The 25,585-nt window shown below is 45.8% G+C and carries 22 protein-coding genes; 16 read left to right on the forward strand and 6 right to left on the reverse strand.

Going from position 1 to position 25,585, the window contains the following annotated elements; genetic code table 11:
* Positions 1-2: 2 nt before the first annotated feature.
* The 6 genes from EP13_RS03085 to EP13_RS03110 all read left to right on the forward strand — a co-directional run bounded on the left by EP13_RS03085 (position 3) and on the right by EP13_RS03110 (position 10,911).
* A complete protein-coding gene (locus EP13_RS03085) occupies positions 3-593 on the forward strand; it encodes a YqiA/YcfP family alpha/beta fold hydrolase (RefSeq protein WP_044055976.1) in 591 nt (196 codons plus the stop codon).
* A 141-nt stretch (positions 594-734) separates the two neighbouring features.
* Positions 735-2,630 (forward strand): DNA topoisomerase IV subunit B, encoded by a 1,896-nt coding sequence (gene parE / locus EP13_RS03090; RefSeq protein WP_044055977.1) that lies wholly within the window; start codon positions 735-737, stop codon positions 2,628-2,630.
* A 163-nt stretch (positions 2,631-2,793) separates the two neighbouring features.
* The gene (locus EP13_RS03095; protein ID WP_044055978.1) at positions 2,794-7,293 is read left to right on the forward strand and encodes a chemotaxis protein CheB; all 4,500 of its coding nucleotides are present in this window, start codon (positions 2,794-2,796) and stop codon (positions 7,291-7,293) included.
* Between the two features lie 32 nt (positions 7,294-7,325).
* On the forward strand, positions 7,326-8,804 hold the full coding sequence (locus EP13_RS03100) for a GAF domain-containing protein (protein WP_044055979.1): 1,479 nt from the start codon (positions 7,326-7,328) through the stop codon (positions 8,802-8,804).
* Between the two features lie 67 nt (positions 8,805-8,871).
* Complete coding sequence (locus EP13_RS03105) at positions 8,872-9,543, forward strand: HAD family hydrolase (protein WP_044055980.1); 672 nt, start codon at positions 8,872-8,874, stop codon at positions 9,541-9,543.
* Positions 9,544-9,618: 75 nt separating this feature from the next.
* Positions 9,619-10,911: a hypothetical protein gene (locus EP13_RS03110; RefSeq protein WP_231497917.1), complete on the forward strand. Its 1,293-nt coding sequence runs from the start codon at positions 9,619-9,621 to the stop codon at positions 10,909-10,911.
* Between the two features lie 10 nt (positions 10,912-10,921).
* On the opposite strand, the gene EP13_RS03115 is transcribed toward EP13_RS03110, so the two are convergent.
* Positions 10,922-11,236: a hypothetical protein gene (locus tag EP13_RS03115; RefSeq protein ID WP_044055982.1), complete on the reverse strand. Its 315-nt coding sequence runs from the start codon at positions 11,234-11,236 to the stop codon at positions 10,922-10,924.
* Positions 11,237-11,359: 123 nt separating this feature from the next.
* On the opposite strand from EP13_RS03115, the gene EP13_RS03120 reads away from it, so the two are divergent.
* A complete protein-coding gene (locus EP13_RS03120; RefSeq protein ID WP_044055983.1) occupies positions 11,360-11,551 on the forward strand; it encodes a hypothetical protein in 192 nt (63 codons plus the stop codon).
* Between the two features lie 2 nt (positions 11,552-11,553).
* On the opposite strand, the gene epmB is transcribed toward EP13_RS03120, so the two are convergent.
* Positions 11,554-12,579: an EF-P beta-lysylation protein EpmB gene (gene epmB / locus EP13_RS03125; protein ID WP_044055984.1), complete on the reverse strand. Its 1,026-nt coding sequence runs from the start codon at positions 12,577-12,579 to the stop codon at positions 11,554-11,556.
* A 36-nt stretch (positions 12,580-12,615) separates the two neighbouring features.
* Between epmB and efp the strand changes: the two genes are divergently transcribed.
* The 4 genes from efp (at position 12,616) to EP13_RS03145 (ending at position 17,396) form a co-directional block, all read left to right on the forward strand.
* Entirely contained in the window at positions 12,616-13,185 is a 570-nt protein-coding gene (efp, locus tag EP13_RS03130) for an elongation factor P (RefSeq protein WP_044055985.1), read from the forward strand.
* A 72-nt stretch (positions 13,186-13,257) separates the two neighbouring features.
* Positions 13,258-14,226, forward strand: a complete 969-nt coding sequence (epmA, locus tag EP13_RS03135) for an elongation factor P--(R)-beta-lysine ligase (protein WP_044055986.1) — start codon at positions 13,258-13,260, stop codon at positions 14,224-14,226.
* 124 nt (positions 14,227-14,350) lie between these two features.
* Positions 14,351-16,765, forward strand: coding sequence for a TonB-dependent receptor (locus tag EP13_RS03140; RefSeq protein ID WP_044055987.1), 2,415 nt, complete (start codon positions 14,351-14,353; stop codon positions 16,763-16,765).
* A gap of 133 nt (positions 16,766-16,898) precedes the next feature.
* Positions 16,899-17,396, forward strand: coding sequence for a GNAT family N-acetyltransferase (locus EP13_RS03145; protein WP_044055988.1), 498 nt, complete (start codon positions 16,899-16,901; stop codon positions 17,394-17,396).
* Positions 17,397-17,457: 61 nt separating this feature from the next.
* Here the strand turns inward: EP13_RS03145 and EP13_RS03150 are convergent, their stop codons facing one another.
* Both EP13_RS03150 and EP13_RS03155 read right to left on the reverse strand, forming a co-directional pair.
* Complete coding sequence (locus EP13_RS03150) at positions 17,458-18,066, reverse strand: peptidylprolyl isomerase (RefSeq protein WP_044055989.1); 609 nt, start codon at positions 18,064-18,066, stop codon at positions 17,458-17,460.
* A gap of 10 nt (positions 18,067-18,076) precedes the next feature.
* Complete coding sequence (locus EP13_RS03155; protein WP_044055990.1) at positions 18,077-19,279, reverse strand: methyltransferase; 1,203 nt, start codon at positions 19,277-19,279, stop codon at positions 18,077-18,079.
* A gap of 29 nt (positions 19,280-19,308) precedes the next feature.
* Between EP13_RS03155 and EP13_RS03160 the strand changes: the two genes are divergently transcribed.
* The 4 genes from EP13_RS03160 to EP13_RS03175 are packed head-to-tail and all read left to right on the forward strand — an operon-like array spanning position 19,309 to position 21,556.
* On the forward strand, positions 19,309-19,938 hold the full coding sequence (locus EP13_RS03160) for an alpha-ketoglutarate-dependent dioxygenase AlkB family protein (protein WP_044055991.1): 630 nt from the start codon (positions 19,309-19,311) through the stop codon (positions 19,936-19,938).
* A 7-nt stretch (positions 19,939-19,945) separates the two neighbouring features.
* Positions 19,946-20,263: a BolA family protein gene (locus EP13_RS03165; RefSeq protein WP_044055992.1), complete on the forward strand. Its 318-nt coding sequence runs from the start codon at positions 19,946-19,948 to the stop codon at positions 20,261-20,263.
* A gap of 25 nt (positions 20,264-20,288) precedes the next feature.
* A complete protein-coding gene (locus EP13_RS03170) occupies positions 20,289-20,960 on the forward strand; it encodes a phosphatase PAP2 family protein (RefSeq protein WP_044055993.1) in 672 nt (223 codons plus the stop codon).
* 20 nt (positions 20,961-20,980) lie between these two features.
* On the forward strand, positions 20,981-21,556 hold the full coding sequence (locus tag EP13_RS03175; RefSeq protein ID WP_052364260.1) for a nucleotidyltransferase family protein: 576 nt from the start codon (positions 20,981-20,983) through the stop codon (positions 21,554-21,556).
* Here EP13_RS03175 and EP13_RS03180 read toward each other — a convergent pair.
* Together EP13_RS03180 and EP13_RS03185 are read right to left on the reverse strand one after the other, a co-directional pair.
* Positions 21,539-22,882, reverse strand: coding sequence for a nitrate regulatory protein (locus tag EP13_RS03180; RefSeq protein ID WP_044055994.1), 1,344 nt, complete (start codon positions 22,880-22,882; stop codon positions 21,539-21,541). The two genes, EP13_RS03175 and EP13_RS03180, sit on opposite strands and share 18 nt — an antisense overlap.
* A gap of 283 nt (positions 22,883-23,165) precedes the next feature.
* Positions 23,166-23,453: a hypothetical protein gene (locus tag EP13_RS03185; RefSeq protein WP_044055995.1), complete on the reverse strand. Its 288-nt coding sequence runs from the start codon at positions 23,451-23,453 to the stop codon at positions 23,166-23,168.
* Positions 23,454-23,767: 314 nt separating this feature from the next.
* On the opposite strand from EP13_RS03185, the gene EP13_RS03190 reads away from it, so the two are divergent.
* Positions 23,768-25,333 carry a SulP family inorganic anion transporter gene (locus EP13_RS03190; protein WP_044055996.1) on the forward strand — a complete coding sequence of 522 codons (1,566 nt, stop codon included), beginning with the start codon at positions 23,768-23,770 and terminating at the stop codon, positions 25,331-25,333.
* Positions 25,334-25,585: the final 252 nt, after the last annotated feature.

The raw sequence follows: 25,585 nt of genomic DNA on the forward strand, positions 1-25,585 counted from the left end.
CTATGCATCACATCTTGTATCTTCATGGATTTTTAAGTTCGCCGGCGTCGGTGAAAGCGCAAGCCACGAGAGAATATTTCGCCCAGTACTATCCCGATGTTCAGTTGCACATTCCGCAGATTTCTAATTCCCCAGCCCATGTTGAACAGCAGCTTCTTACCCTAATTGCCCAGCACCCTGGACTGATTGAAAACGGGCTAAAAGCGATAGGCAGTTCCATGGGCGGTTACTTATCAACCTACTTGATTGAAAAGTTTGGTGGTAAGGCTGTGTTAGTCAACCCAGCCGTACGCCCCTATGAACTACTCCAAAACTACTTAGGAGAACATGTTAACCCTTACACCAATGAAGGGTTTACTATTGTGCCTAGCGATATAGAGGTATTAAAACAGTTGGATACCGCTAGGCTGAATAATCCCAAGGCCTATCGCGTAATGTTGCAAACTGACGATGAGACCTTAGATTATCGTCAGGCAGAACAAAAATATGCCCATAGCCACCTTATTGTAGAGCAAGGTGGAGACCACAGTTTTGTTGATTACTCACGACACTTACCCGATATCGCTGAATTCCTGCTTAACGGGATAAAATAGTGAGTAGGTTGACACGCAACACGGTAAACGTGCTTTTCGTTGCTAGGCTCGAAAAGCCTTGATAACATCAAAATCGTTTGCTTTCGTCATGTGCATGTGTGCATGTTTTTCTTATTGCTGGCTTAAATAACAACCATAACTATGTCAAATCAATATAATTCAGATGCAATTGAAGTTTTAAATGGCTTAGACCCGGTTAAACGTCGACCGGGGATGTATACCGATACCACGCGCCCTAATCACCTTGGGCAGGAAGTCATCGATAACAGTGTAGATGAAGCCTTAGCGGGACACGCATCTAATATCAAAGTGATATTGCATGAAGATCAATCTTTAGAAGTGATTGATGATGGTCGAGGCATGCCGGTAGATATTCACCCAGAAGAGAAAATCTCTGGGGTGGAGCTTATCCTCTGTAAATTACACGCAGGGGGCAAGTTTTCAAACAAGAACTACGCGTTTTCAGGTGGTTTACATGGCGTGGGGATATCAGTTGTAAACGCCCTTTCTACCCGTGTTGAAGTGACGATTCGTCGAGATAGTAAGGTGTATCAAATTGCCTTTGAAAATGGCGACAAAGTGGAAGATTTAGCGGTTATTGATAGCTGTGGTAAGCGTAACACGGGGACCCGCGTTCACTTCTGGCCTGATGCACAATACTTTGATTCAGCGAAGTTTTCAGTAAGCCGCTTAATGCACAACCTTCGTGCGAAGGCAGTATTAAGCCCCGGCCTGCGCATTCGTTTTGATAATAAAATAACCAAAGACAGCCAAGAATGGTACTTTGAAGATGGCTTGAAAGACTACCTGTACCAAGCCGTTGAAGAGTTTGAAACCTTGCCCACCGATAGTCCCTTCATTGGTAACTTTAGTGGCAATACTGAAGCTGCCGACTGGGCGGTAATGTGGCTGCCTGAAGGCGGCGAGTTGGTCACAGAAAGTTACGTTAACCTTATTCCAACCGCACAAGGCGGAACCCACGTTAACGGGCTCAGGCAGGGCTTGCTGGAGTCTATGCGCGAATTCTGTGAATTTAGAAATTTAATGCCCCGCGGTGTGAAGCTTTCTCCAGATGATATTTGGGACCGTTGTGCTTATATTTTATCAACGAAAATGCAAGATCCACAATTTGCGGGGCAAACCAAAGAGCGACTGTCTTCTCGGCAAGCGTCAGCTTTCGTCTCTGGCGTGGTTAAAGACGCATTTAGCCTGTGGTTAAATCAGCATACTGAAGTGGCTGAAGCGTTAGCTGAAATGTGTATTAACAATGCTCAACGCCGGTTACGTCAAACCAAAAAAGTCGCGCGTAAGAAGGTAACGCAAGGGCCCGCCTTACCAGGAAAATTAACCGATTGTTCCTCGCAAGATATCTCATACTCTGAACTTTTCCTCGTGGAAGGGGATTCCGCGGGTGGTTCAGCAAAGCAAGCGAGAGATCGCGAGTTTCAAGCCATCATGCCGCTGCGCGGAAAAATTCTAAATAGCTGGGAAGTCGACTCGTCCCAAGTATTAGCGTCGCAAGAGATTCACGATATCTCGGTTGCCTTAGGCATAGACCCTGACTCTTCAGACTTATCGGGTCTGCGCTATGGAAAAATATGTATTCTGGCCGATGCTGACTCCGATGGACTGCATATCGCTACCCTGCTATGCGCGTTATTCGTGAAACATTTCAGAACCTTGGTGAATCATGGGCATGTTTATGTGGCTATGCCTCCTTTGTTTAGAATTGACGTTGGTAAAGAGGTTTTCTATGCGCTGGATGAGAGTGAAAAGCAGGGCATTTTAGATCGCATAGAAGCAGAAAAAAAACGTGGTAAGGTAAACGTACAGCGCTTCAAAGGACTGGGCGAAATGAACCCGATGCAATTGCGTGAAACTACTATGGATCCCAACACGCGCCGATTGGTTCAACTAACCATTGAAGATGCCGAAGAAATGTTAGAACTGATGGATATGTTACTCGCGAAAAAGCGCTCAGGTGACAGGAAAATTTGGTTAGAAAGCAAAGGAAATATGGCAGAAGTTGATCTGTAGTTCGCGACAATTCGAATCATACTAAGGGGTAATGATAACAATTACCCCTTTTTTATACCCTCAAACCTATACTTTAGTATAGGTTGGTTGAAGGGTTACTGGTATAGTGACGGTGTTCCTTTGGGGGCTGAGAACCGGTTGTTAAAATGAGGCGAAATGTAAAATGGATTCTTTACCTGTATCGAATGATGGGAAAACTGACGTTGCACCATTTGTCGTTGGCGTAGGCTCTTCAGCGGGAGGCATCGAAGCACTGATTAATCTTGTTAGCAACCTACCTAAGTCAATCAACGCCTCTTTTATTATTGCACAGCACTTATCACCCTCCCATAAAAGTCAAATGTCGGATATTTTGGCGCGTGAAACCGAATATCCTGTAGAAGAAGCTAGCCAGCAATGTCGCGTTAAAGCCAATACCATATACGTAGGGCCGCCGGGTTACCATTTGCGTTATACCGAAGGGCGCATTGCCTTAGACAAAACGCCCAGCGAATTGTCTCCAAAGCCTTCGGTCAATCTTTTGTTTGAGTCATTAGCCGATGAAATTGGGGACCATGCCATTGGCGTTATTTTATCGGGCACTGGCGGTGATGGCGCCCGTGGTCTAAAAGCCATTAAAAGTGTGGGGGGCTTTGCATTTGTACAAGACCCAGCCACCGCAAAGTATGACGGCATGCCCAAAGCGGCACTGGAAAGTGTTGCGGTTGACGGTATTTTAGAGCCGCAAGAAATGGGGCAGGAAATTGCCCATATTTCGCAAAACATTTCCCGAAACGTGTTTTCTTCTCAAGAAGATGATCGGCATGAGCTAATGAGTGAACTTTACGGAAAAATTCGTGAAGCCACTAAAATTGACTTTAGTTTCTACAAGCAATCTACCTTGCTACGCCGGGTTAATCGTCGTCTTATTGCTACGCAAACAACGGAACTAAAAGAGTATCTTAGCTACCTTGACGAAAATGCAGACGAAGTCGTCGCCCTCTCGAAAGAGTTGCTTATTTCGGTCACCGATTTCTTCCGTGACGCCAAGGCCTTTAACGCCATTCGTCATCACATTGAAGAAATTATAGCGCGAAAGCGTAACGGCGATAGTGTTCGTCTTTGGGTGGCAGGCTGCGCCACGGGGGAAGAAGCTTATTCACTCGCCATCGTATTTCTCGAAGCCATAGAAAATGCAAACTTAGAGATTACGCTTCAAGTTTTTGCCACTGATATTGATGAACATGCTTTAAACGTAGCGCGCAAAGGTGCCTATTCGGTGCAATCCATGTCAGGCTTAGACAGTGAAATGATGGATAAGTACTTTCGCTACGAGAGAGACGCTTATTATCCTCAGAAGCAATTACGAGACGTGATTACATTTTCGCGCCAAGACATTACGCGCGACCCGCCATTTTTACATTTAGATATGGTGTCGTTTCGCAACGTACTTATTTATTTCAACAGCGAGTTGCAGCATAGGGTGTTATCGCTATTTAGGTATTCACTGCTCAAAGATGGTGTTCTTTTCTTAGGAAAATCTGAATCTATTGGGTCCACCGAAGATATGTTTGTGGCCCTTGATAGGCGTTGCCGCATTTTCAAGGTTAGCCAAGCTTCGAAGCGGCCTAATTTGCCGAAAATGCTGAAAAGTCACTTATCCACATCGAAAGTGAAAGACACGGTCACTAACAGCTATGAAAACATCTTCACCCGTTCGGTGTTAGATTGTTTTGGCCCTAGCTTATTGATTAATGAACGCTTCTCTATTTTGCATTCGCATGGTCGGCTTGAGCCTTTTATTCGTTTTCCGTCTGGCATACCCGATCTTAATCTATCAAAACTCATTGCGGCGCCGTTTTCCGCTGAGCTTATTTCCTGCATGAACAAAGCCAGTCGAACAGGTGAGATGATCGTCAGCCGAAGTAAGCAGCTGGACGAAAGTGACGAAAAGCAATGGAAAATGCGGATCCTGCCGTTAGAGACCCACTCGCCTTCTCATTTTTTAGTGAATTTTTTCGAAGTAGAAGTCCAAGCATCAACCTCGCCGTCGCAGGAAGCGGATAACAGTGAAGCGGACGTGGCCGAACTCATTGCAGCACGAGAGCAATTGCAAACGCTAACCGAAGAAATGGCGGCCTCAGCAGAAGAAATGCAAGCGCTCAACGAGGAAGTTCAGGCTGCAAACGAGGAACTGCAAGCCAATAACGAAGAACTAGAAGCCACCAATGAAGAGCTTCAAGCCACCAATGAAGAACTCATTAGTGTGAATGAAGAAAGTATGCGTAAATCCGCAGAACTTGGAGCCGTAAACAGTGAGTTAATGAGTGTATATAACACCTTGGATTTTCCTATTTTGGTGTTCGACATGGATCATTGCTTAAATCGCACCAATGATGCGGCGAATAGGCGCTTTCATTTAAATAATGGGTCTTTTAGAAAGCCCATGGACACCCTTAACTTTCCTGATTATTTCGAAGACATTGAAATGCGTTTGAATAAAACGCTGCAAACGGGTGTGGCAGAGAATGTGATTATCAAGCCTTCGAGCCAAGAAACCTATAACGTATTCATTACGCCTATCTTCAACAGCCGCGAGCGTATTACAGGCGCAATTATTGTTATTATCGATAATTCAGAATTGGTATTGGCCCATGAACGTATAGAGAAGAGCCAAGAACAACTTCTTTCTATTATGAATAATTCACTGGCTGTGATTGCGCTTAAAGACAACGCGGGACGTTACGAGTTCGTCAACGCGCGTTTTGAAGAAGTGTTTGGACTGCATGCCGATGAGGTGGTGGGCAAAACCGATTTGCAAATATTCGAAAGAGAAACGGCTAAGCAGTTTCGTGATAAAGATTTAGATACTATGCGTACTTTATCACCATTGGAAACCATTGATGAATTCACACTACCGTTAGGTAAAGTCACGTTAAACAGTGTACGTTTTCCGATTTTTGATGCTGAAGGTACTATTAAGTCCATTTGCACTCAAGCCACCGACATTTCTAAGGAAAAGCACGCTAATGAACAGCTAAGACTGGCGGGGAAAATTTTTGAGCGTACCAGTGAAGCCATTTTAGTGACGGACGCTAACGAAAAAATTGTTACGGCCAACGAAACCTTCACGGAAGTTACCGGTTACACTACCCAGGAATTGACCGGAAATGCGCCCAGCATGCTTCAATCTTCCTCTCATTCCGACGATTTTTACCGGGGAATACGGGCCTCGCTAAGTGAACGCGGCTTTTGGCAGGGAGAAGCCGAGATAAAGGTGAAAAGTGGGTCGAGTGTCACTATGTGGCTAACCGTTAACGCTGTGAAAGGCGGCGATGGCGACATAGTGAACTATGTTGCAGCTTTCAGTGATGTTAACGAAATTAAAGACATGCAGCGGCGTATTGAATATCTGGCCACCCACGACGAGTTAACGGGCCTGCCCAATCGCGCGGTTTTGCTTGAGCGTTTAGAGTTGATGGTAGGTAACGCAAAGCGTGCGGAACAATTGTGCGCCGTGCTTTTTATCGACTTGGACAAGTTTAAGCCGGTGAACGATAACTTAGGACACAAAGTGGGAGACTTGTTACTTAAACAAGTGACGAAGCGAATCAACAAGTGCATTCGTGACACCGATATGTTGGCGCGACTAGGCGGTGATGAATTTGTGGCGATTGTTTCTGCGGCTCGTGTGGATGAAATAGATGAAATCGCTAAACGGATTATTACCCAAGTAGAAACTGAGTTCCAGGTGGCCAATCACCAAATTGCAATTTCTGCCAGCGTGGGAGTGGCTGTCTATCCTAATGACGGAATCACGCCAGACGTGCTGTTACACCACGCTGATGAAGCCATGTACCATGCGAAATCGCTAGGGCGAGGCCAGTATCAGTATTTTACTGCCCGAATGATGGAAAAGGCACAAGCCCGGGTTCAAATTGAAGCGCGATTAAAAAGCGCGTTACAAGAGCGTCAGTTTAGTTTGGTTTACCAACCCCAGTACGATATTGCCAGCAATGCTATAGTGGGAATGGAAGCGTTGTTACGTATTGCGAATGATGAACAAGATATTACCCGGGCAGCAGAGTTTATCGATGTTGCTGAAAAAGCGAATCTTATTGATGCTATTGGATTTCACGCGCTAGAGCTGGTGGCGTTCGATTTAAAAATGGCGATGCAAAAAGGTATCTCTCTACCTAGAGTATCTGTTAATCTTTCTGGAAAGCAGTTGCTAACATCAGACTTCACAAAACGCTTCGAACAACTACTGTCGCGCACCTCTCTACCCGCAGAAGCTTTTAAGTTTGAAATATCCGAGCGTGATATCCAAAAGGGTGAGAAGCGCATTTTCCACCGATTACAGTCGCTAAAATCGATGGGCGCGGTTATTTGTATTGACGATTTTGGTATTCACCAAAGTGCAGTTGCACAGCTACAGCAATGTGGTGCCAGTGAAATGAAGCTTTCTCGTCAAATTATTGAACAACCAGACGACGCCAGTGAGCAGTTGCTTCGCGCCTATATTGATGTCGCCAACGTATTGGGTATGACAGTGGTGGCTGACCAAGTGGAAACGGAAGAACAAATGGACTACCTCGTATCGGTAGGGTGCGAATTAGCGCAAGGTTTCGTGTTCTCTGCACCAGTAACGTTTGATAACATGCTCGAAAAACTAGACCGCTAACAACAATGCAGAAAATGACTAAGGGGACCAATTTGGAGACCGACGATTTCAATGAGCTCGTTGCAAATTGTGAAAAAGAAGCATTGCACTTAAGCGGTCAAATTCAAGGTTTTGGCGGTGCATTTTTTATTGACAACGAAAGCTTAACGGTCACTGCCGCCAGTGAAAATATTGCTGAGTATTGCCCTTTATCTGTCGCGCAACTCGTGGGGACAAAAGTTCACGATTTAACCTGGCTACCCTTAGAATTACTGTACAATTTGGGCATCAAAGCGGGCAATCGTGCTTATGCGTTTAATGACAATACCACGACAGCGTCTTTGAATTATAGAAGTCATCGCAGTGATGCAGGCATCTTAATTGAAATTGAACGCAGTACCGCCACTGTTACCCAGCGCCAGTATTTGCAATTGCGCGCGTCTATCTTGCCGCGCATTGATGCATCTTGGCAAGAACATGACTACTGGAACCAACTTATTCACACCCTCGATGAATTCCTCCCCTGTGAGCGAATTGTGCTTTACCGTTTCAATGAACATTGGTCGGGGGAAGTGGTGGCTGAAAAAGTGGTTACGGGGCTGCCGCCTTATCTAGGCCTAAAATTTCCTGCGTCAGACATTCCCGCCATTGCGAGGCAAATGTATTATCAGAATCCCTCACGGTACATTGCAGATAGTCGTCAGGAGGCAGTTAACTTCCTCACCCAATACGGCACGCCACTGGATTTGACCTATTCCGATTTACGCAGCGTGTCGCCCCTACACGGCGAATACCTTCAAAATATGGGGGTAGCAACGTCGTTTTCTGTTCCCATTATGCAAACGGGAAAATTATGGGGAATTATTTCCTGTCACCATGCTACAGCTACGCCCATTGACGCGCATCTGCGCTATCAGGCGGAAAGTTTAGTTAAATATTTTTCTATGATTTACTCTACGTATCAGTCGAAAAAGCGTTTAGCCTTATTGACCAGCCTAGACGATGAAGTTAGCGTACTAGCGCAAAAATTGAGAATAAAAGGTGAGCAGAGTATTCCGTCATTCTTGCAGGCAGCAAAGACGGCGTTTCAGGCCAGCGGCGCTGCTATGTACATTAACGATGATTGGCATCTTTGCTTGCCAAAGGCCGAACAGCGACTTGTGCGAGATATAGATAATGCCTGTCGACATGACACCTCAGATGTTCTTTTAAGTAAACAAGATATAAGGGACGTCGACGGACTCGCGAGTGTGTCTCATGAGGAAGTACGTGGCGTAATGTTAATTCGCTTGAACTTTGAGCTTAAAAGCTTGCGCCTCTATGTGTTTCGGCAACCTGAGAAGCAAATCACTCACTGGGCAGGTAACCCCGACAAAACCATGCAAAAAGTAAATTCTCACGGCGTTTTGTCACCCAGAGCGTCGTTTGAAAAATGGAGTGAGGTAGACGGTGAACAAAGTCTGCCGTGGTCAAAAAGGGATTTGTTATTGGCGAAAAAGCTAAGAGCCGCACTTATACGATTACTCACCTAATCACGCTAGATTCCCTGATGAGATAGGCGTAAGTTACAAATTTGATTTGACGCACCTAGGAGTTTACATGGTTAAAAAAGCTGTCACCGCCAACACGTCCACTTTACTGTTCGATCATGACGGTACTTTGATAAATTCAGAGGCTGTCCACTATAAATTGTGGTGCGAAATATTGTTGCCCTACGGCGTGTCACTCTCTGAGTCTTTGTATTGCGATATGATGGCTGGGGTGCCGGTGAAACAAAACGCCATCGATCTAAAAAATCACTTCGACATTAGCGCAAGTACGCTAGCCTTAGAAAATGAAAAACATGAAAAGGTTGAAGCCTTCTTGAAAGAGCAACCGTTTCCACTCATGCCATATGCTGCTGAGACAATAAAGGCGTGCCACGAAAAGGGGTATACCTTGGCGATTGTCACTGGTGGCAGTAAGCTTTCCGTCGAAAAAACCTTAGATGGCTATGGATTACGAGAATACATCAGCACAGTGGTGGCCGTCGAAGACGTTACCCGAAGTAAGCCAGACCCCGAAAGTTACCAGTTGGCAATGGAAAAGTTAGGTGTGGCAGCATCTGCCTGTGTCGCCATTGAAGATACGATGCATGGTTTGCAGTCAGCGGTCGCGGCGAAGTTAGATTGCGTGGTTATTCCCACCGCCCAAACCGCGAATCACGATTTAGGACTGGCCACCGTCAGTTACGGCTCGTTACAACATTGGTTAGAAGCCGAGGTGTTGTAAGCTAGCTTTTACGGGTGACTTTCAGTTACTATTTTTTTTTTCACAGGCTTAGCCACGAGGATTAGAAGTTAAATTATGGCGCGTGCATTTCGTTGGCTAATTGGCCTGCTTGTTACCCTGTTTATACTAATACTTGTTGCGGTGGTTGGGCTTAGCATCGCGATTATTCAAAAACAGCCATTAGTGGCGGCTAGCGCCCCGAACCAGTTAGATGGTGCAGACACGGTAAATACGCTTCTTGCGCAACTCAATACGGCCTTCTCTAAGCGGGAAGAAGGTCACACCATTGTGTTATCTGAAACTCAAATCGAGAGCTTGGTGGGCGTGCTGCAGCGCGCAGTGCCCCATTTTCGAGGTGTAGTGAATGTTACCGCGAATGGCGGTACAGTGGCCTTTACCTTTTCACCGAATAACGATGACATCTATATTAATGTGTCGGCGCTGATTTTACCGGGTAAAGCGCTGACAATTGATTACATCACCCTGGGAGATATCTCTATACCCGGTGATACCGCGTTAGGTTTAGCAGAGGCTGCTATTAATCGCTATACCCGTTCTGAAATCGGCACGCTTGCGCTAACACGGGTTGAAGCCGTGGTAATGAGAGATAATGAAGTAGAGTTACAGCTGGGGCCCCTCGACGAACTGCTTCATGAAATTGACAACGTCAGTAATCAGCTTTCGGTCGATACCAACAACGAATTAGAGACCCTTACCGCTTACTATTTGCGCTACATTTCTGGCCGAGAACTTGCCCTGTCTTCTACCCCGGTTCCACTTATAGAGTACCTACGCGAAGGTATGGCAAGAGCGAGAGAACAAAGTCAGACCCCAGATGACGCCGTAATACATAACAAGGCGGTTATTTTTGCTTTAGCCGCTTTTGTTGGACATCATAGAGTGGGGCATTTAGTGGGCAATATTCAACCTAATCCAGACAAAGCACTAAAGCCACGTTCAGCGGCAATTTTGGCTGAACGCAACGATTTAGCGCGCCATTTTATTATCTCTGCTGCATTAGAATTAATGGGGGAAGCGGGTATGTCCTTGGCCATTGGTGAATTTAAAGAACTTATGGATAGAGGGCTAGGCGGTTCCGGATATAGCTTTGTCGATTTAGCGGCCGATATGGCTGGTGCTGAATTTGCCAAGGTTGCAAATCATCCAGACCATGCAATAGAGGTTCAAAATGCGGTGGCGCGGATACAATCTGATTTGGATATTATGCCCCCTATCGAAGGCTTGCCCGAAGGGCTCAGCAAGGCAAAATTTACTGAGCGCTACCAACGGGTAGATAGCCCGCCTTACATTGCACAAGTCAATGAAATCAGACGCCGACTAGCCAACATCCCCCTGTATCGTGATTAGAAACACGAGATTACTTTTTGCTCAGTGTTGACTGAAACTGGGCAATAGTGACTAAGGCCAACTCTATTTTTTTTATCAGCAGAGGCAATGCTGCTTTTGCCTCTTCTTCAGACATCGCTTTTAGCGCTTGCCAATCTTGCGCTATTTCTTCCACGTAGGGGCCAAATCGTTTGGATGAGGTATTAAACGGGCTGTCTGCGGTGAAAACCGCCGCAAACTTACCCTTTTGGTCTTTTTGTAAATGATCGAGCGCTTGATCTGCATCGACGGCTTTACGGTAAAGGGTTTGAATGGTGTCTTGAAGTTTTTGATGTATCGCTTGCATGGTTACCCTCAAAGCTGCCTATGTAAAAAATGATTAAAGATACTGTTTAAGGTGTCGATACCTTAAGAGGTGGGCAATTCTGCCCACTTTTTTACTTTGCTACAAGCAACAAAGGAAATCGGTATGGATTTACAAGGTGCAAGTGCATCTGGAACGTCCGGTGCGTCACTTGAGGTAGCTTCGCTAAAGTTGGCAAAAAGCCAACAGGAGCAAGAAGGAAAAGCGACGCTTCAGCTACTGGAAACAGCAGCTGACGTACCAAAACCTGCGTCATCTAACCCGTCACTAGGTGCCAATATTGACACCTATGCGTAAGATTATGGATGCAAATGTAAGTCGATAGGCGTCTTGCCAGGTTGCCCACCAATTTCTCTCACCAGTTTTGGTACTAGGAAACCTGGCAGACGTTTTATCGTTTCTTTCATTAGCTGCCGTGCGCTATCATCACAAACATAAAAGTGATGCGCCCCTTCAACCTTATCCAGTACATGTAGATAATACGGCAATATACCAGCATCAAACAGGGTTTCGCTTAAATCGCACAGTGAAGATGCATTGTCGTTTACACCTTTAAGTAGTACAGCCTGATTCAGTATTGTCGTGCCTTCTCGTCGCAAACCACTTAATCGCTCTGCCAATGCGGGTGTTACTTCATTGGCATGGTTCGCGTGCAGCACCAAAACGGTTTGTAGCGGTAAACGGGTTAGCCATGTGGTAAAGGCGTGGTCTATACGCTCTGGCAACACCACAGGGAGGCGTGTATGTATGCGTAAACGTTTAACGTGGTGAATCGCCGCTATTTCCTCGGCAAGCCATGCTAACTGGTTGTCGTTAGCCATTAGCGGGTCGCCACCGGAAAATATCACCTCGTTAATATTAGGATGACTCGCAATATAGGCGAGGGCGTCGTCCCATTGCCTTTTGCTTACCGCATTATCTTGATAAGGGAAGTGGCGACGAAAGCAGTATCGGCAATTGACGGCGCAGCCCGTTTTAACCATAAGCAACACGCGAGAGTCGTATTTATGCAGCACGCCTCGACCCGCAGTGTCATGCTCTTCAAGGGGATCTTGGGTATAACCGGGTTCGCTAACAAATTCATCACTTAACGGTATGACTTGCTTCAATAGAGGGTCATTGGGGTTTCCCTTTTCTATTAAGTGAGCAAAATGCCGAGGTACACGCATCGGAAATAAACGACGCGCTTTTATGTGTTGGCGGTAGTTTTTGCTGTCTAAATCTAAAAAATCGAGCAATTTAGTGGGATCAGTAAAGCTCTTTGCTAATTCTTTTTGCCAGTTTGACTCTACAGAAATCGGTTTTTTAGGTATTATTTGTTCCACGAAACTTTTTGTACCTTATGTTTAGACAGAGGAAATATGGCTAATTACAGCACTAACGAGTTCAAAGGCGGCCTGAAAATCATGCTGGACGGCGAACCATGCAACATTCTAGAAAACGAATATGTGAAGCCGGGTAAAGGTCAAGCCTTCAACCGTGTAAAAATCCGTAAGCTTATTTCAGGTAAAGTTCTTGAAAAAACCTTCCGCTCAGGTGAATCAGTAGAAGGCGCTGACGTAATGGATACAGAGCTAGCCTACTTGTACACCGACGGCGAATTCTACCACTTTATGAATAACGATACATTCGAACAAATCGCTGCTGACGAAAAAGCCGTGGGCGAGAATGTAAAATGGTTGGTAGAAAACGATGTATGTACCATTACGTTATGGAACGGCTCGCCCATTACCGTTACACCGCCTAACTTTGTCGAACTAGAGATTACTGAAACGGATCCAGGTCTAAAAGGGGATACTGCGGGTACAGGTGGCAAGCCTGCGACACTCAGTACGGGTGCTGTAGTTCGTGTCCCACTGTTCGTTCAAACCGGAGAAGTTATCCGTGTAGATACGCGCTCTGGTGAATATGTGTCTCGCGCGCAAAAATAAGCCATACACCTATTGCCGATATGTTCTTCATGCATATCGGCATTTTCATTCCACATTTCGCTTTTCTTTTTTATGCATCATTGGCAACCAACAACCTCTCATGAAAACCGCTTAGCCCGAGCTAAATTGCTTTCTACCATTCGTGACTTTTTCGCCCAGCGGGATGTGTTAGAGGTAGACACGCCAGTGCTTTCTCATGGCACAGTGACCGATGAACATCTTGACGGGTTTTGTACTGAATTTCACTACGACGAGTCAGGTAAGCCGACAACCTTATACCTTCAAACGTCACCTGAATATGCCATGAAGCGTCTTTTGTGCGCACAAAGCGGGGCAATCTATCAAATAGGTAAGGCCTTTCGGCATGAAGGAGAAGGTCGCTGGCACAACCCAGAATTTACCATGCTTGAATGGTACCGCCCCCACTTCACCCATGTTGAATTAATGGAAGAAGTGGATGCGCTTCTAATGGCCACCTTAGACACAGAACCCGCCGATAAAATGAGTTATAAAGAGGCATTTATTACGTATTTAAGGGTAGATCCGCTTATTGCGTGCAGTGACGAACTACTGAACGCAATGGAGGCATCGGGCATTGATATCGACACACCGGAATTGCTCAGTGATGATGCCAAATTACAATTGCTTTTTTCTGTGGTGATAGAACCCTCAATCGGTCAAGTACGGCCCTGTTTTATCTATGGTTTTCCCGCTACACAAGCTGCTCTGGCAAGAATCAACGAAGAAGACAGTCGCACCGCAGACAGATTTGAGGTGTACTATAAAGGCGCGGAACTGGCAAACGGCTTTTATGAATTATGCGCTCCAGAAGAGCAGCGAAACCGCTTTTATCAAGACAATGCGAAACGTAAAAAAGCCAATTTACCTGAAAAACCAATAGACGAGTATTTTTTAGCCGCTTTAGCATCGGGGTTACCTGATTGCGCTGGCGTTGCCCTTGGTATAGACAGGCTTCTTATGTTGAAAGTGGGCGCCTCTCATATCCGCGAAGTCATTAACTTTCCCATTAGCCGCGCTTAAATTTATTTCACGATAAATGGAATCTTTATTCCGGTTAACGGCTGTTGACTTTCTCGCGCACATCCTTAAGAATGTTATAACATCACAGCTAATAACAACATTCTCTTTTAAAAAAGGAAACCACATGAAGATGCGTTCACTGCTAAGCTTGTCTATAGCAGCGTTATTAAGTACGCCTGTCCTTGCCACAACCATCACGGGAAAAGTGACCGATCCTGCGGGGAACCCTGTAGCGGGTGCTGAAGTGAAAATTGAAGGCACACGTCGCGTAGCGATGACCGATGAAAGTGGTGTCTATCGATTTGAGGACGTCGCACAACCTCATGTCCATCTTCATGTTTTTTCACCCCAGTTTATCCACGGCGATAATGACTTAGGCGACATCCAGGGCGATCAAACGGTTAACTTTATACTGAGCCCAGCCTCGGTTGAAAACATCGTTGTGACTGCGACAGCATTAAACTCGTCGGTATTAGAGTCAGTGACTCCTGTCACGGTTATCAGCGCTGATAAACTTCGTAAAATTGAAGCACCCACTCTAGGTGAAACACTCAAAAACACCGCAGGTGTGCACAGTACCTATTTCGGGCCTGTCTCGAGTAGCCCGATTATTCGTGGCAACGATGGCCCACGAGTTAAGATTGTTCAAAACGGGTTAGATGTGTCTGATGTTTCCCGTGTAGGTCCAGATCACAATGTCGCTTCAAGCACGGCGAGTGCAACCCAAATTGAAGTATTGCGCGGCCCAGCAACCCTACAATACGGTAGTGGCGCTATTGGTGGAGTGGTGAATATTGTTGATAAACGTATTCCACAGTACCACGTCGACGGTGTAGAAGGTGAGGCTGAAGTGAGTTACAGCACTGTAAATGAGGGTAAGTATACCCGCGGTGATGTAACAGGTGGCAGCGGCAATATCGTTTGGCACCTAGATGGATACTATCGCGACACTGAAAACGCGGATATTCCTGGTTATGCCTCCGTAGACCCAGATGAAGACGAAGAAAAAGGGGTACTGGAAGACAGTCAAATGGAGACCTCTAATCTTGTCGCGGGGATTTCCTATGTGGCAGATGAAGGGTACTTTGGCTTTGCGGTTGAACAATTAGACAACGAATACGGTGTACCGGGTCACAGCCACGAGCATGAAGAGGAACACGAAGACGAAACGGAAGAAGAGCACGAAGATGAAGAAGGCGTGTCTCTTGACGTAGATATGACCCGCTACCAAGTGGCAGGTGAATGGCATTCACCAATGGAAGGCTTAACGAATATTAAGTTTGCCGGTTCATACACGGACTATGAGCATACAGAAATAGAAGATGGTGAACCCGCCACCGTTTTCTCTAATGAATCAAGTGATATCCGAGTCTCGCTTTATCATGAAGAAGTGCAGGGCTGGCATGGCGTGTTCGGCATGCAGTTTGCTCATAGTGATTATGCTGCTGAAGGCGAAGAAGCTTTTACCCCTGCTAACACCAGCACCAATTACGCTTTTTATGTTGTGGAGCAGAAAAAAGTCGGAGACCTCACATTCGAGCTTGGTGGCCGGCTAGAAAATACCGCTTATGATGCACAAGACAGTGACGTAGAGTTAGATATTTTCCATGAAGATGAAGAAGAGCATGAAGAGGAAGACCATGATGAAGAAGAGCATGGGACCGAGTTTAGTTTCCCTGAGTATGACTTCACCAGTTTATCTTTGTCAGCGGGTGTGAATTGGGAATATACCGATGGTCAGTCTGTTGCTGTTACCCTATCACGGAGCGAGCGAGCGCCGAGTCAGCAAGAGCTATTTTCGGCGGGCCAGCATTTAGCGACCGAAAGTTACGAAGTAGGCCTAGTGTTTGATATGGACGACGAAGGCCATATTGAAGATGAATTAAGGGATGTGAATGAGGAAGTAAGCACAAACTTAGACGTTACTTTCCGTAAGTTTACCGGCGACTGGGGCTACAGTGTTTCCTTCTTTTATAACCAAGCCGATGATTATATCTTCCAGTCGAACACGGGCTTGCTCGCGTTAACCGAGCATGAAGAACATGATGAAGATGACGCCGAGTTGGAAGAGGATCACAGTGACGAAGATACAACCCCTGTGTATTACTTCCAACAAGCCGATGCTGATATTTGGGGCGTAGAAGCTGAAGCTTATGTCGATTTAAACGATGCTTTCCGTTTAACCGTTTTTAGTGATTATATTAATGCTGAAGTGGAGGACGACAATTTACCTCGCACGCCGCCTATGCGATTTGGCAGTGAACTAAGCTATGTCAATGACGGCTTAACTGCCGATGTCGGTTTTACGTGGTATGACGACCAAACCGATGTGGCTTCATACGAAACCACGACCGACGGCTATACGCTGGTTAATGCCAATGTGCAGTATGAGATATCTGGCCAGGGTGTTGATTGGGTACTGTTCGCTAAAGGCAGCAACCTTACCGATGAAGAGGCACGTGTTCACACATCCTTTTTGAAGGACAAGGCGCCGCTTCCGGGCAGAAATATCACCTTTGGTGTAAGAGCGCTATTCTAAAAAGCCTACCTCGACGCATTGGCAGCGTTGTTGCCAATGCGTCATTTTGTTGAGTTTGTGCGACTGTTGGTTTGAACATACCCAAGTGTGACAGGTATTATCAGTAGCGTCCTTGTCTCTCGGCTCAAATGGTATGAACATTGTTACTCCTCGATTACGTTTACGCCCGCTTTCATTAGATGATAAGCACTGGATCCTCACCCTAAATCGAGACCCCCTATGGCTTAAATTTATTGGCTGTAAATCAATCTTCACCTTACAAGATGCATGTGATTACATTGCGCGTACCAATGCCCAACGAGATGAGTGGGGATATGGTTTGTGTGCTGTGGTATGTCAGTCTACGGGTAACCCTCTAGGGGTATGTGGTTTGTTTAATCGGTTTTCGTTTCGCTGCCCAGATTTAGGATTTGCATTACTGCCAGAAGGACGAGGAAAAGGCGTGGCAAATGAAGCCTGCCAAGGCGTGATGGCGTGGGCGAAGCAACAAGGTTTTGATTTTCTTACCGCCATGACCCACCCACACAATGTCGCGTCACAGCAATTACTGGTGGGTTTGGGGTTTCACAAGCACGGTTTTTATGCAGATAAAGGCTTTGATGTTCAGCATTTGTATTGGCTTAAGTTTTAGTAAACCTTTATAAATGCAGGCGTTCAGCGAGGCCACCTATGTGCACCTCGCAAAGGAGTGATTAAAGTGGTGGGAGTACCGTCACTTTCTTTATCACAATGGGCTCAATAGGCACGTTGTTCGCATTTAGCACCAATGAGTACTCTGTTTCTACTTCTGACATGGCATCTACCACATCTTCCCCTTCCACGATGAGGCCAAAAACCGCGTAGCCCCAATCTCGCCCGGGGTTCAGGCTTTCGTTATCGTTAACGTTGAAGAAAAACTGACGGTTTGCGGTATGAGGATCATTTTGGCGAGCCATGGCAATGGTGTGTAAGTCATTAGTTAACCCATTACCCGATTCGTTAAAAATAGCAGGAAAGTTCGACTTCCCTTCAAAATCAGTGGTGTAACCGCCGCCTTGTACAACAAACCCAGGCACAATACGATGAAAAATGGTGTCTTCATAACTGCGTTTATCTACGTACCGTAGAAAGTTATTGACAGTAATTGGCGCGCGACGCCTATCAAGTTCTACAACAATATCACCCATGGAGGTTTCAATCTTAACCCGAGGATAATAGTTGTCAGGTTGAATATGTGAACCATCGGATTTATTTGCCGCATGGGCAAGGCTGGTGACTGCCACACTCAATACAAAAATAATGGAGGCAAATGTTTTTAACATAAAAAGTCCTTTAACGTTTTGCTGTGCCTAGTACTACGAATTTATTGTCACTTGCTATCACCTTAGCACCGCCGAATAGGCGTTTAAGTTTTATGTGATATTCAAGGTGTCTGTTACCTACAACAATAAGGTGACCACTTTTCACCAAGCATTCTCGGGCATCTTGAAACATCTGCCACGCAATATGATCGGTAATCGCATTTTGCTGATGAAACGGCGGGTTGCAGAACACTTTAGTGATTTCAGGTGTGGGCTTTTTGTTTAGCAAGGCTTCAAGACAGTTACTGGCCACAAATTCACACTGATCTATTTTGTCTGGGAAATTTTCTAAGACATTTAAGCGGGCGCTTTCCACAGCCATGTAAGATTCATCCACAAAAAACACTCTACAATCCGGTGCCATCGCCAGTGCCTGTAACCCTAATACGCCATTGCCGCAGCCTAAGTCTACGACCACATCATTGCTGCTCACTGTCATGTGAGGCAAAAGTACGCGGGCACCAATATCTAGCGATTGACGAGAGAATACATTGGCATGGTTATTCAGTTGCACTGTTTTGCCGGTGGGCAATGTGCAAGTCCACCGGCTAGGGTAATCATTGGTTTTTGGGCGAAGTGCCGGCGACACTTGGCAGAAGATGAGACGAGACTTCTTCTTAGCCAGCGACGTTGTGGTTGGCCCCAGTATATTTTCAAACAGTGCTAAAACAGATTTAGTGATAGATTTCACTTTGCCTGCAGCGATAATCTGAGTATCCGGTGTGGCCACCTTTCTAATATCGATAAGCTGTTGTTCTAACAGCGCCAAAGTGCGAGGAACTTTGATTAATATGATGTCAGGCGCTAAATGTGTGTCTAGCGTAAGGCTTTCCACACTGGTGAGTGACCTTACCGGTGCGCTTATTTTGTCGTTATCATCAATGACGGGGTTCAATTGGTTGGCTTTTAAGTTTTCACCTAGGCTTTTTAACGCAATGAAAGAATCTGAAATCCAAATAGGGTTATGTTGCGTAAACCAACAACCAAGAGCACCAAAGTCGTCATTGAGAATGAGCATGTTTGCGGTTAGTGATTGCTCGCTCACTAAATCGTCCACATGAGAAATGAGTAGCTCGTCGGCACTGTCCCATGCTTGTAAACTCACATGTTGGTGCTTTTCGGGATAGCGAATTAAGGTAAACTGGCGCTCGGCCAGAATAAATTCTGTGTTCATTTAATTCTTTCTAAGGTTGTCGGGTCATTATGCAACTACCCCTTTTTTCCGGTACAGAAAAAGCAGTGAAGTCACCGTTCACGCTTCCGTTACCAGAAGCCCACGTGCGCTATTATCCGCAATGGCTTACCACAGAGCAAGCCAACCTTTACAAGAAGCGGCTCGTCGAGTCGTTGCCATGGCGCCAAGACAGTCTACGTATGTTTGGTAAGTCTATCCCAATTCCTCGATTACAGTCGTGGCACGGCGATGCCAATTGTCACTACACCTATTCAGGTTTGTCCCTTTCCCCCGCGCCATGGACCAAGGAGTTGGCCGCTATTCGTGACTTATGTTCGGCCGAAGTTGGCGCACATTTTAATAGCGTACTGGCAAATTGGTATCGAGATGGTCAAGATAGCATGAGTATGCACGCCGACGACGAACCAGAGCTTGGCCCCGCGCCCACGATTGCGTCGGTAACCTTGGGTGAAGCCAGGCCGTTTGTTTTTAAGCACAAAGAAACAAAAGCGCGCCATGTTCAAGTGTTGGAACACGGAAGCTTGTTAGTGATGTCAGGTAGTACACAACACCATTATTTTCATGGTATTGCAAAGACGACAAAACCAATCGGTGATAGAATCAACCTCACGTATCGACAGTTAATTTTGCCTGATTGAGTTAACCATGAATGTACAAGATTTTTTAACGTCTGCACTAAAAGAGGCGTTGCACCCGGTCTATTTAGATATCCGCGACGAAAGCTTTATGCACAGTGTCCCCGACGGCGCGCAAAGTCATTTTAAGGTGACAGTGGTGTCAGACGAATTTGAAGGTAAACGCTTGATTGCTCGTCATCGCCAAGTTAATGCGTTGGCAGATGAGGCCCTTAAAGGCCCGGTACACGCATTGGCGTTGCATACTTATACGCCACAAGAGTGGGAAGCGCGCGGCGGTCAAGCGGCGAATTCCCCTGCGTGCCTTGGTGGCAGTAAACGCGATTAACCCTTTATAAGGAGCAGATACAAACATGGAAGTGAAAAGTACCTTTAAGGCCTACTTTCAAATTCTTGAAACCCCCACGGTGCAAGTCGTGCTATTAGGCGGTGGTTTTTTGTTACTTATGCTGTTTGAGACAATGGGAGTATTAACGCCATTCGATACCCAGCTTCATGGCGCCTTATCACAGTACCCGTTGGCTGAGTGGCAGCAGGATATACTGAGGGATGCTACCGCCATGGGCAGCAACAGTGTGTTGTTGTTTATTGCTTTTGTAGCGGCATTAGGACTTAAATTTCAAGGCTATACTAAACAGGCGAGTACCCTGGTATTTGCCGTTATTGCGGGGTTAGCATTAACCTTTGCGTTAAAGTATGGAATAAGTCGCGGTCGTCCACCGCTGGCTCAACACCAGGTAGACGTATACACGCAAAGCTTTCCCTCTGCCCATGCAATGATGTCTACCATAGTGTATTTTTATATAGCTCGCCTTTTTGCTAAATCGACCACGCAGATCTCAGTCAAAATATGGGTGTACATGGTGGCTGGTTTACTTACCTTTTTTGTGGGGGTTAGTCGGGTATTTTTGGGCGTACATTGGCCTACCGATGTGCTGGCGGGATGGTTAGGTGGTGGTGCCTTTGTGGCATTTTGCTTTTATATTCTAAAGTGGCAGCGAAAACTGCGTATTCGCCATCAGTAAAGGGTAGGGCAGCATTAACATTGGCAGGGTCAAATGAATATCACGCGCGTATTGGGTTATTGCTAAAGGCAGACCCGTTTCGCTGGCGGTGCTTACTGGCCCTGCAGTCTCTTCAACTTCCCCAAGGTTATATCGGTGCTGGCTTTTTACGTAATTGCATTTGGGACAGCCTGTTACCAGAGCATCGTTCAAACTTCACTCATAGTTCACCGCTTAACGATATCGACGTTATCTATTTTGATGTAAAGGATACGAGCAAAGAAACAGAACGCTTATTGGAAACACAACTTAGCCGTAGGGTTCCTGAAGCTAACTGGCAGGTAAGAAATCAAGCGCGTATGCACCTTAAGCATGGTCATGCTGCCTATAAAAACTGTGAAGAAGCTTTGTCGTATTGGATAGAGCGAGAAACCTGCGTGGCGGTAAGATTAACCGATGAGGGAAAATGCGATATTCTTGCGCCTTACGGTATAGATGCGAATTTTTCAGGTACGCTAAGTATTAATCCGCAATACCCCAGACCCAGTGTATTTCGTCAAAGAGTGAACGACAAAGGCTGGTTGACCCTCTGGCCTTTTTTAACCCTTTCGGGGTGACGCCGCTTTCTGCGCTATCTCTACCACTTTATTCGCGATGGAAGGCAAAGTGGTATTTTCATTCATGGCTTGTTTTTGCAATCGTCGATAGGCCTCGTGCTCACTGATTTTAAATTGCTGCATTAGAATTAATTTCGCTCTATCAATAAGCTTATGTTCTGTGATGGCGCGCTTGGCTTCTTCTAGCTCACGGGTCATATCTTCGATGTATTGTGCCTGCCCTCGCAATAAATCATAAAACGAGCGATGTGCCGATAGCGTTTCAGTTTGTCCGTCTAGCGTAGGGTGGGGATGTGCATCATGATCTTCCACTAGCCCAGGCATGCTGGGGTCAAACAACAACGTTAATGGGGAGCCTTCTGGCACATACTCATCAGAAAAACTACTAATGAGACGCTGATGGTTTTTCATTTCATTTTGGGCGTTCGTGACTTTGTGTCTCGCCTCGTTAATTAACCCTTCGGTGAGGGTATTTTCAATTTCTTGCATGGCATCGATGCGGCGAGTGGCAACGTCGAACCACACTTCACTAATTTCAGGTGCAATAGGGCTACCATCGGCCAATTGCGCAATCATTTTTCGTAGCTGGTTAATATCATGCGCCGCAGGGCTATCGTTTAATTTATCTAGTAAGGCGGTTTGCTTGGCGGCGGCGAATTCTTGAAATACAGAGAAGTGGTGCAATTGCGCTTGTTGGAGCGTGCATAGTTTTTCACATAAACGTTTATCAAAATGAGTTTCGGCAAAACCAATGGCCCCCCAGGCCCTTTCTTGGCCCGCATACTCTTTGCCCTGCATAAAGTTAAACAGTGCCACGAGGGTGCGAGTGATAGTGGGATCACTGGCAATATCCGCAGCTTCAAATATCACGGTAAGTAACCCAGCCACTAACCGACAATATGCACGAGTAGACTCGAGGGCTGATAATGATAAGCCCGACACCTTTTCCCTCAACACAGGCAAATAGTCGATGCCTTGAAGGGCTAACGTGATGCTGCTTAACAGGCGCGGGTTAGCGTTGACTCTATCTTGAGTTAGAAATAGCGATTTAAGCTGGCTGCGTAATATGGATTCAGCGTCTTTTGCGTGCGCAATATGAGTGTCTCTTTGCTCAACGAAACGGGTACCTTTCGATGCAAGGTAAATGTTACTGGCTCCCCGCTCTTTTTGCAGAGCATGCACTACATTTTTCACGGCAATAACAATACGGCAGTTGCTGGATAACTGTTCTAGCACGTTAATTTCAGCATGCTTGGCAGCTAATAAAAAGCGCTTGGTTGCATCGCTTAAATTATCGGCATGTGCAGTTTGGGTATCGGTAGGCATGATTCAGTGTTTACACCCTAATAGATGAGCTTATACCGGGCGTGTGCGCCGTCTCACGTAAGCTCACTATCCGTATGCATAAAATTTGAGTGAATAACATAAGAAAAGCAATGGCTATGCCCACTTTTCGCCTCTTGCATAAAATGAGCTAGATTGCTGAATTTAAACGTATTTCTTTAAATATTGTCGCAGTGTGGAGAAGCAATGAGAGACATTGATAGTCTCTGTTTGCGCTATTTTGGTGCAGCACGACCCTTTCTAGCAGAAATACCTCTGCCTTGCGCTACTGTCTTACTACTCTTAAAAACCAGCCAACAAAGAGGGAAATCAAAAAGCCGAAAAATGCCATAAGCAGCGTTATAGTGGGAAGTTTGCCAGAAAAATTAGCGTTTTCGCCGGTTTCTTCACTGATCAGCATGCCAGAGGCTTGAAAGATGAATAATGCGGCGATTGAGAATAACAGAATGACGCCAGTGGACATAAAGGTGGCTTTCCAATAAGACTTGGGGGCAGTCCAGTGTATGGCGCCTGCAACCAATACACACAAAAGGGTCAATATATAAGGGACCACATACACTCCTTAACACGTTAATTAAGATTCAGGGTTGGCCGTTAGACAAAAAATAAACACCTGACACGACGACACTAGCAAAAAAGTAACGATGCCATGTATTACTATGAATGTCAGCTTACTTAGGTAATTTATTCTACGCTTTCATCGTCATAGAGTGTGCTTTAGGTTGGTGCCCTTTAACATTCTATTAAAAGATTTTAAGCCAAAATGGTGATAGAATCGCCACCACTTTCTACGTGCTTACTTAGTGCTGCTTGTCTGCAAGCACAGCGTAGCATGCCTATATTAATTATTTTAACTCCTGAGAAAACATGTTTGATTTAATTACGAGTCGCGATAGCAATGTTAAAAATGACGTGCTCTCTGGCATTACCGTTGCGTTAGCATTGGTACCAGAAGCAGTGGCCTTTGCCTTTGTTGCAGGTGTTGAGCCTATGATAGGCCTCTATGCCGCCTTTATGATGGGCTTGATTACGTCAGCAATTGGTGGACGTCCTGGAATGATTTCAGGGGCCACAGGTGCAATGGCGGTGGTCATGGTAGCCCTGGTTGCTCAGCATGGCGTGCAGTACCTTTTCGCTGCGGTCATCCTTGCCGGTTTACTCCAGATACTGTGTGGCGTGTTCAGGTTGGGTAAGTTTATTCGACTTGTACCCTATCCCGTCATGCTAGGCTTCGTGAACGGGTTAGCCATCGTCATCTTTCTTGCCCAGTTAGGACAATTTAAAGTCATTAACGCCGCTGGCGAACTTAGCTGGATGCAAGGCACTATGCTTTATTGGATGCTAGGTTTGGTGGCACTAACCATGGCAATTATTTACTTGCTGCCTAAGCTGACCACCGCTGTACCGGCTTCCTTGGTGGCGATTATTACTGTCACAGCACTGGTGCACGGCTTAGATTTAGAGGCTCGTACTGTGATTGATTTCGTTCGCGATTTATTACCTGCTGAACAAAAAGCCAGTGCCACCTTAGCGGGTGAGTTGCCTAGTTTTGCTATCCCTATGGTGCCGTTCAATTGGGACACCCTAATGATTATTCTACCTACCTCAGTCATTCTCTGCTTGGTGGGCTTAATTGAGTCGCTTCTTACGTTGTCGCTTATTGATGAAATGACAGATACACGGGGTCGAGGCAACAAAGAATGTGTGGGTCAGGGCGTTGCTAATACAGTAAATGGTTTCTTTGGCGGCATGGGCGGTTGTGCCATGATTGGGCAGAGCATGATCAATATTAATTCAGGTGGTCGTGGTCGACTTTCTGGTATTACAGCGGCGTTAGTTTTGCTCGGGTTTATATTGTTTGCTGCGCCACTTATTGAAATGATTCCTTTGGCTGCCTTGGTAGGTGTGATGTTTGTAGTGGTTATTGCCACTTTCGAATGGGCTTCATTTCGCATTATTCGAGGTGTTAACAAAGAAGACGCCTTCGTTCTGTTTTTAGTCACCGGCGTGACTGTTATTGCTGACCTTGCCATTGCGGTGGTCGTGGGGGTCATCGTGTCAGCGCTTGTTTTCGCTTGGAAGCATGCACGTCACATCGAAGTGAAAAGCCATATCGATAAAGATGGTTGGAAAGTCTACGACCTTGAAGGGCCATTATTCTTCGGATCAGTGACTCACTTTAAGGATTTGTTTGATATAGCCAACGATCCCCAAGACGTGGTTATCGACTTTAAAGAGTCACGTATATGGGACTCTTCAGGTATAGATGCATTGGATACCTTGGCTGATAAATATGAGCTACAAGGTAAGAAGCTACACATTCGTCATATTAGTGACGAGTGCCGAAGCTTACTTCGCAAAGCGGATAAATTTGTTGAAATCAACGTGAGTGAAGACCCTCGCTATCGTGTAGCCACAGACAAACTTGCTTAAGGGAAGCCCGCTCTTGTTCGCACCATGGAAAGGCATTTTTGCCTTTCCATGGTGCACTAAAGGCTAGTGTCATTTGCGAATAAGCGAAAAAACCTCGATAAATTAAGCGCCTACTAATATGGCATCGTTTTTGGATACGTATTTAGTGAAAGTGTGAATGTGTGTCGAGCAATTTGCTCAAAACAATGTGTGTGTTGTGATTACGTGAATGGTCATAACAGTAGATAGGCAACGAAGCCCGCTCCAACGTTA

Origin of the sequence: Alteromonas australica, assembly GCF_000730385.1 — a bacterium.
GTDB lineage: Bacteria > Pseudomonadota > Gammaproteobacteria > Enterobacterales > Alteromonadaceae > Alteromonas > Alteromonas australica.

Coding starts and splice junctions, on each gene's coding strand:
- EP13_RS03085 (WP_044055976.1), top strand. CDS start 3: ATGCATCACATCTTGTATCTTCATGGATTTTTAAGTTCGCCGGCGTCG.
- parE (WP_044055977.1), top strand. CDS start 735: ATGTCAAATCAATATAATTCAGATGCAATTGAAGTTTTAAATGGCTTA.
- EP13_RS03095 (WP_044055978.1), top strand. CDS start 2,794: ATGGATTCTTTACCTGTATCGAATGATGGGAAAACTGACGTTGCACCA.
- EP13_RS03105 (WP_044055980.1), top strand. CDS start 8,872: ATGGTTAAAAAAGCTGTCACCGCCAACACGTCCACTTTACTGTTCGAT.
- EP13_RS03110 (WP_231497917.1), top strand. CDS start 9,619: ATGGCGCGTGCATTTCGTTGGCTAATTGGCCTGCTTGTTACCCTGTTT.
- EP13_RS03115 (WP_044055982.1), bottom strand. CDS start 11,236: ATGCAAGCGATACATCAAAAACTTCAAGACACCATTCAAACCCTTTAC.
- EP13_RS03120 (WP_044055983.1), top strand. CDS start 11,360: ATGGATTTACAAGGTGCAAGTGCATCTGGAACGTCCGGTGCGTCACTT.
- efp (WP_044055985.1), top strand. CDS start 12,616: ATGGCTAATTACAGCACTAACGAGTTCAAAGGCGGCCTGAAAATCATG.
- epmA (WP_044055986.1), top strand. CDS start 13,258: ATGCATCATTGGCAACCAACAACCTCTCATGAAAACCGCTTAGCCCGA.
- EP13_RS03140 (WP_044055987.1), top strand. CDS start 14,351: ATGAAGATGCGTTCACTGCTAAGCTTGTCTATAGCAGCGTTATTAAGT.
- EP13_RS03145 (WP_044055988.1), top strand. CDS start 16,899: ATGAACATTGTTACTCCTCGATTACGTTTACGCCCGCTTTCATTAGAT.
- EP13_RS03150 (WP_044055989.1), bottom strand. CDS start 18,066: ATGTTAAAAACATTTGCCTCCATTATTTTTGTATTGAGTGTGGCAGTC.
- EP13_RS03155 (WP_044055990.1), bottom strand. CDS start 19,279: ATGAACACAGAATTTATTCTGGCCGAGCGCCAGTTTACCTTAATTCGC.
- EP13_RS03160 (WP_044055991.1), top strand. CDS start 19,309: ATGCAACTACCCCTTTTTTCCGGTACAGAAAAAGCAGTGAAGTCACCG.
- EP13_RS03165 (WP_044055992.1), top strand. CDS start 19,946: ATGAATGTACAAGATTTTTTAACGTCTGCACTAAAAGAGGCGTTGCAC.
- EP13_RS03170 (WP_044055993.1), top strand. CDS start 20,289: ATGGAAGTGAAAAGTACCTTTAAGGCCTACTTTCAAATTCTTGAAACC.
- EP13_RS03180 (WP_044055994.1), bottom strand. CDS start 22,882: ATGCCTACCGATACCCAAACTGCACATGCCGATAATTTAAGCGATGCA.
- EP13_RS03190 (WP_044055996.1), top strand. CDS start 23,768: ATGTTTGATTTAATTACGAGTCGCGATAGCAATGTTAAAAATGACGTG.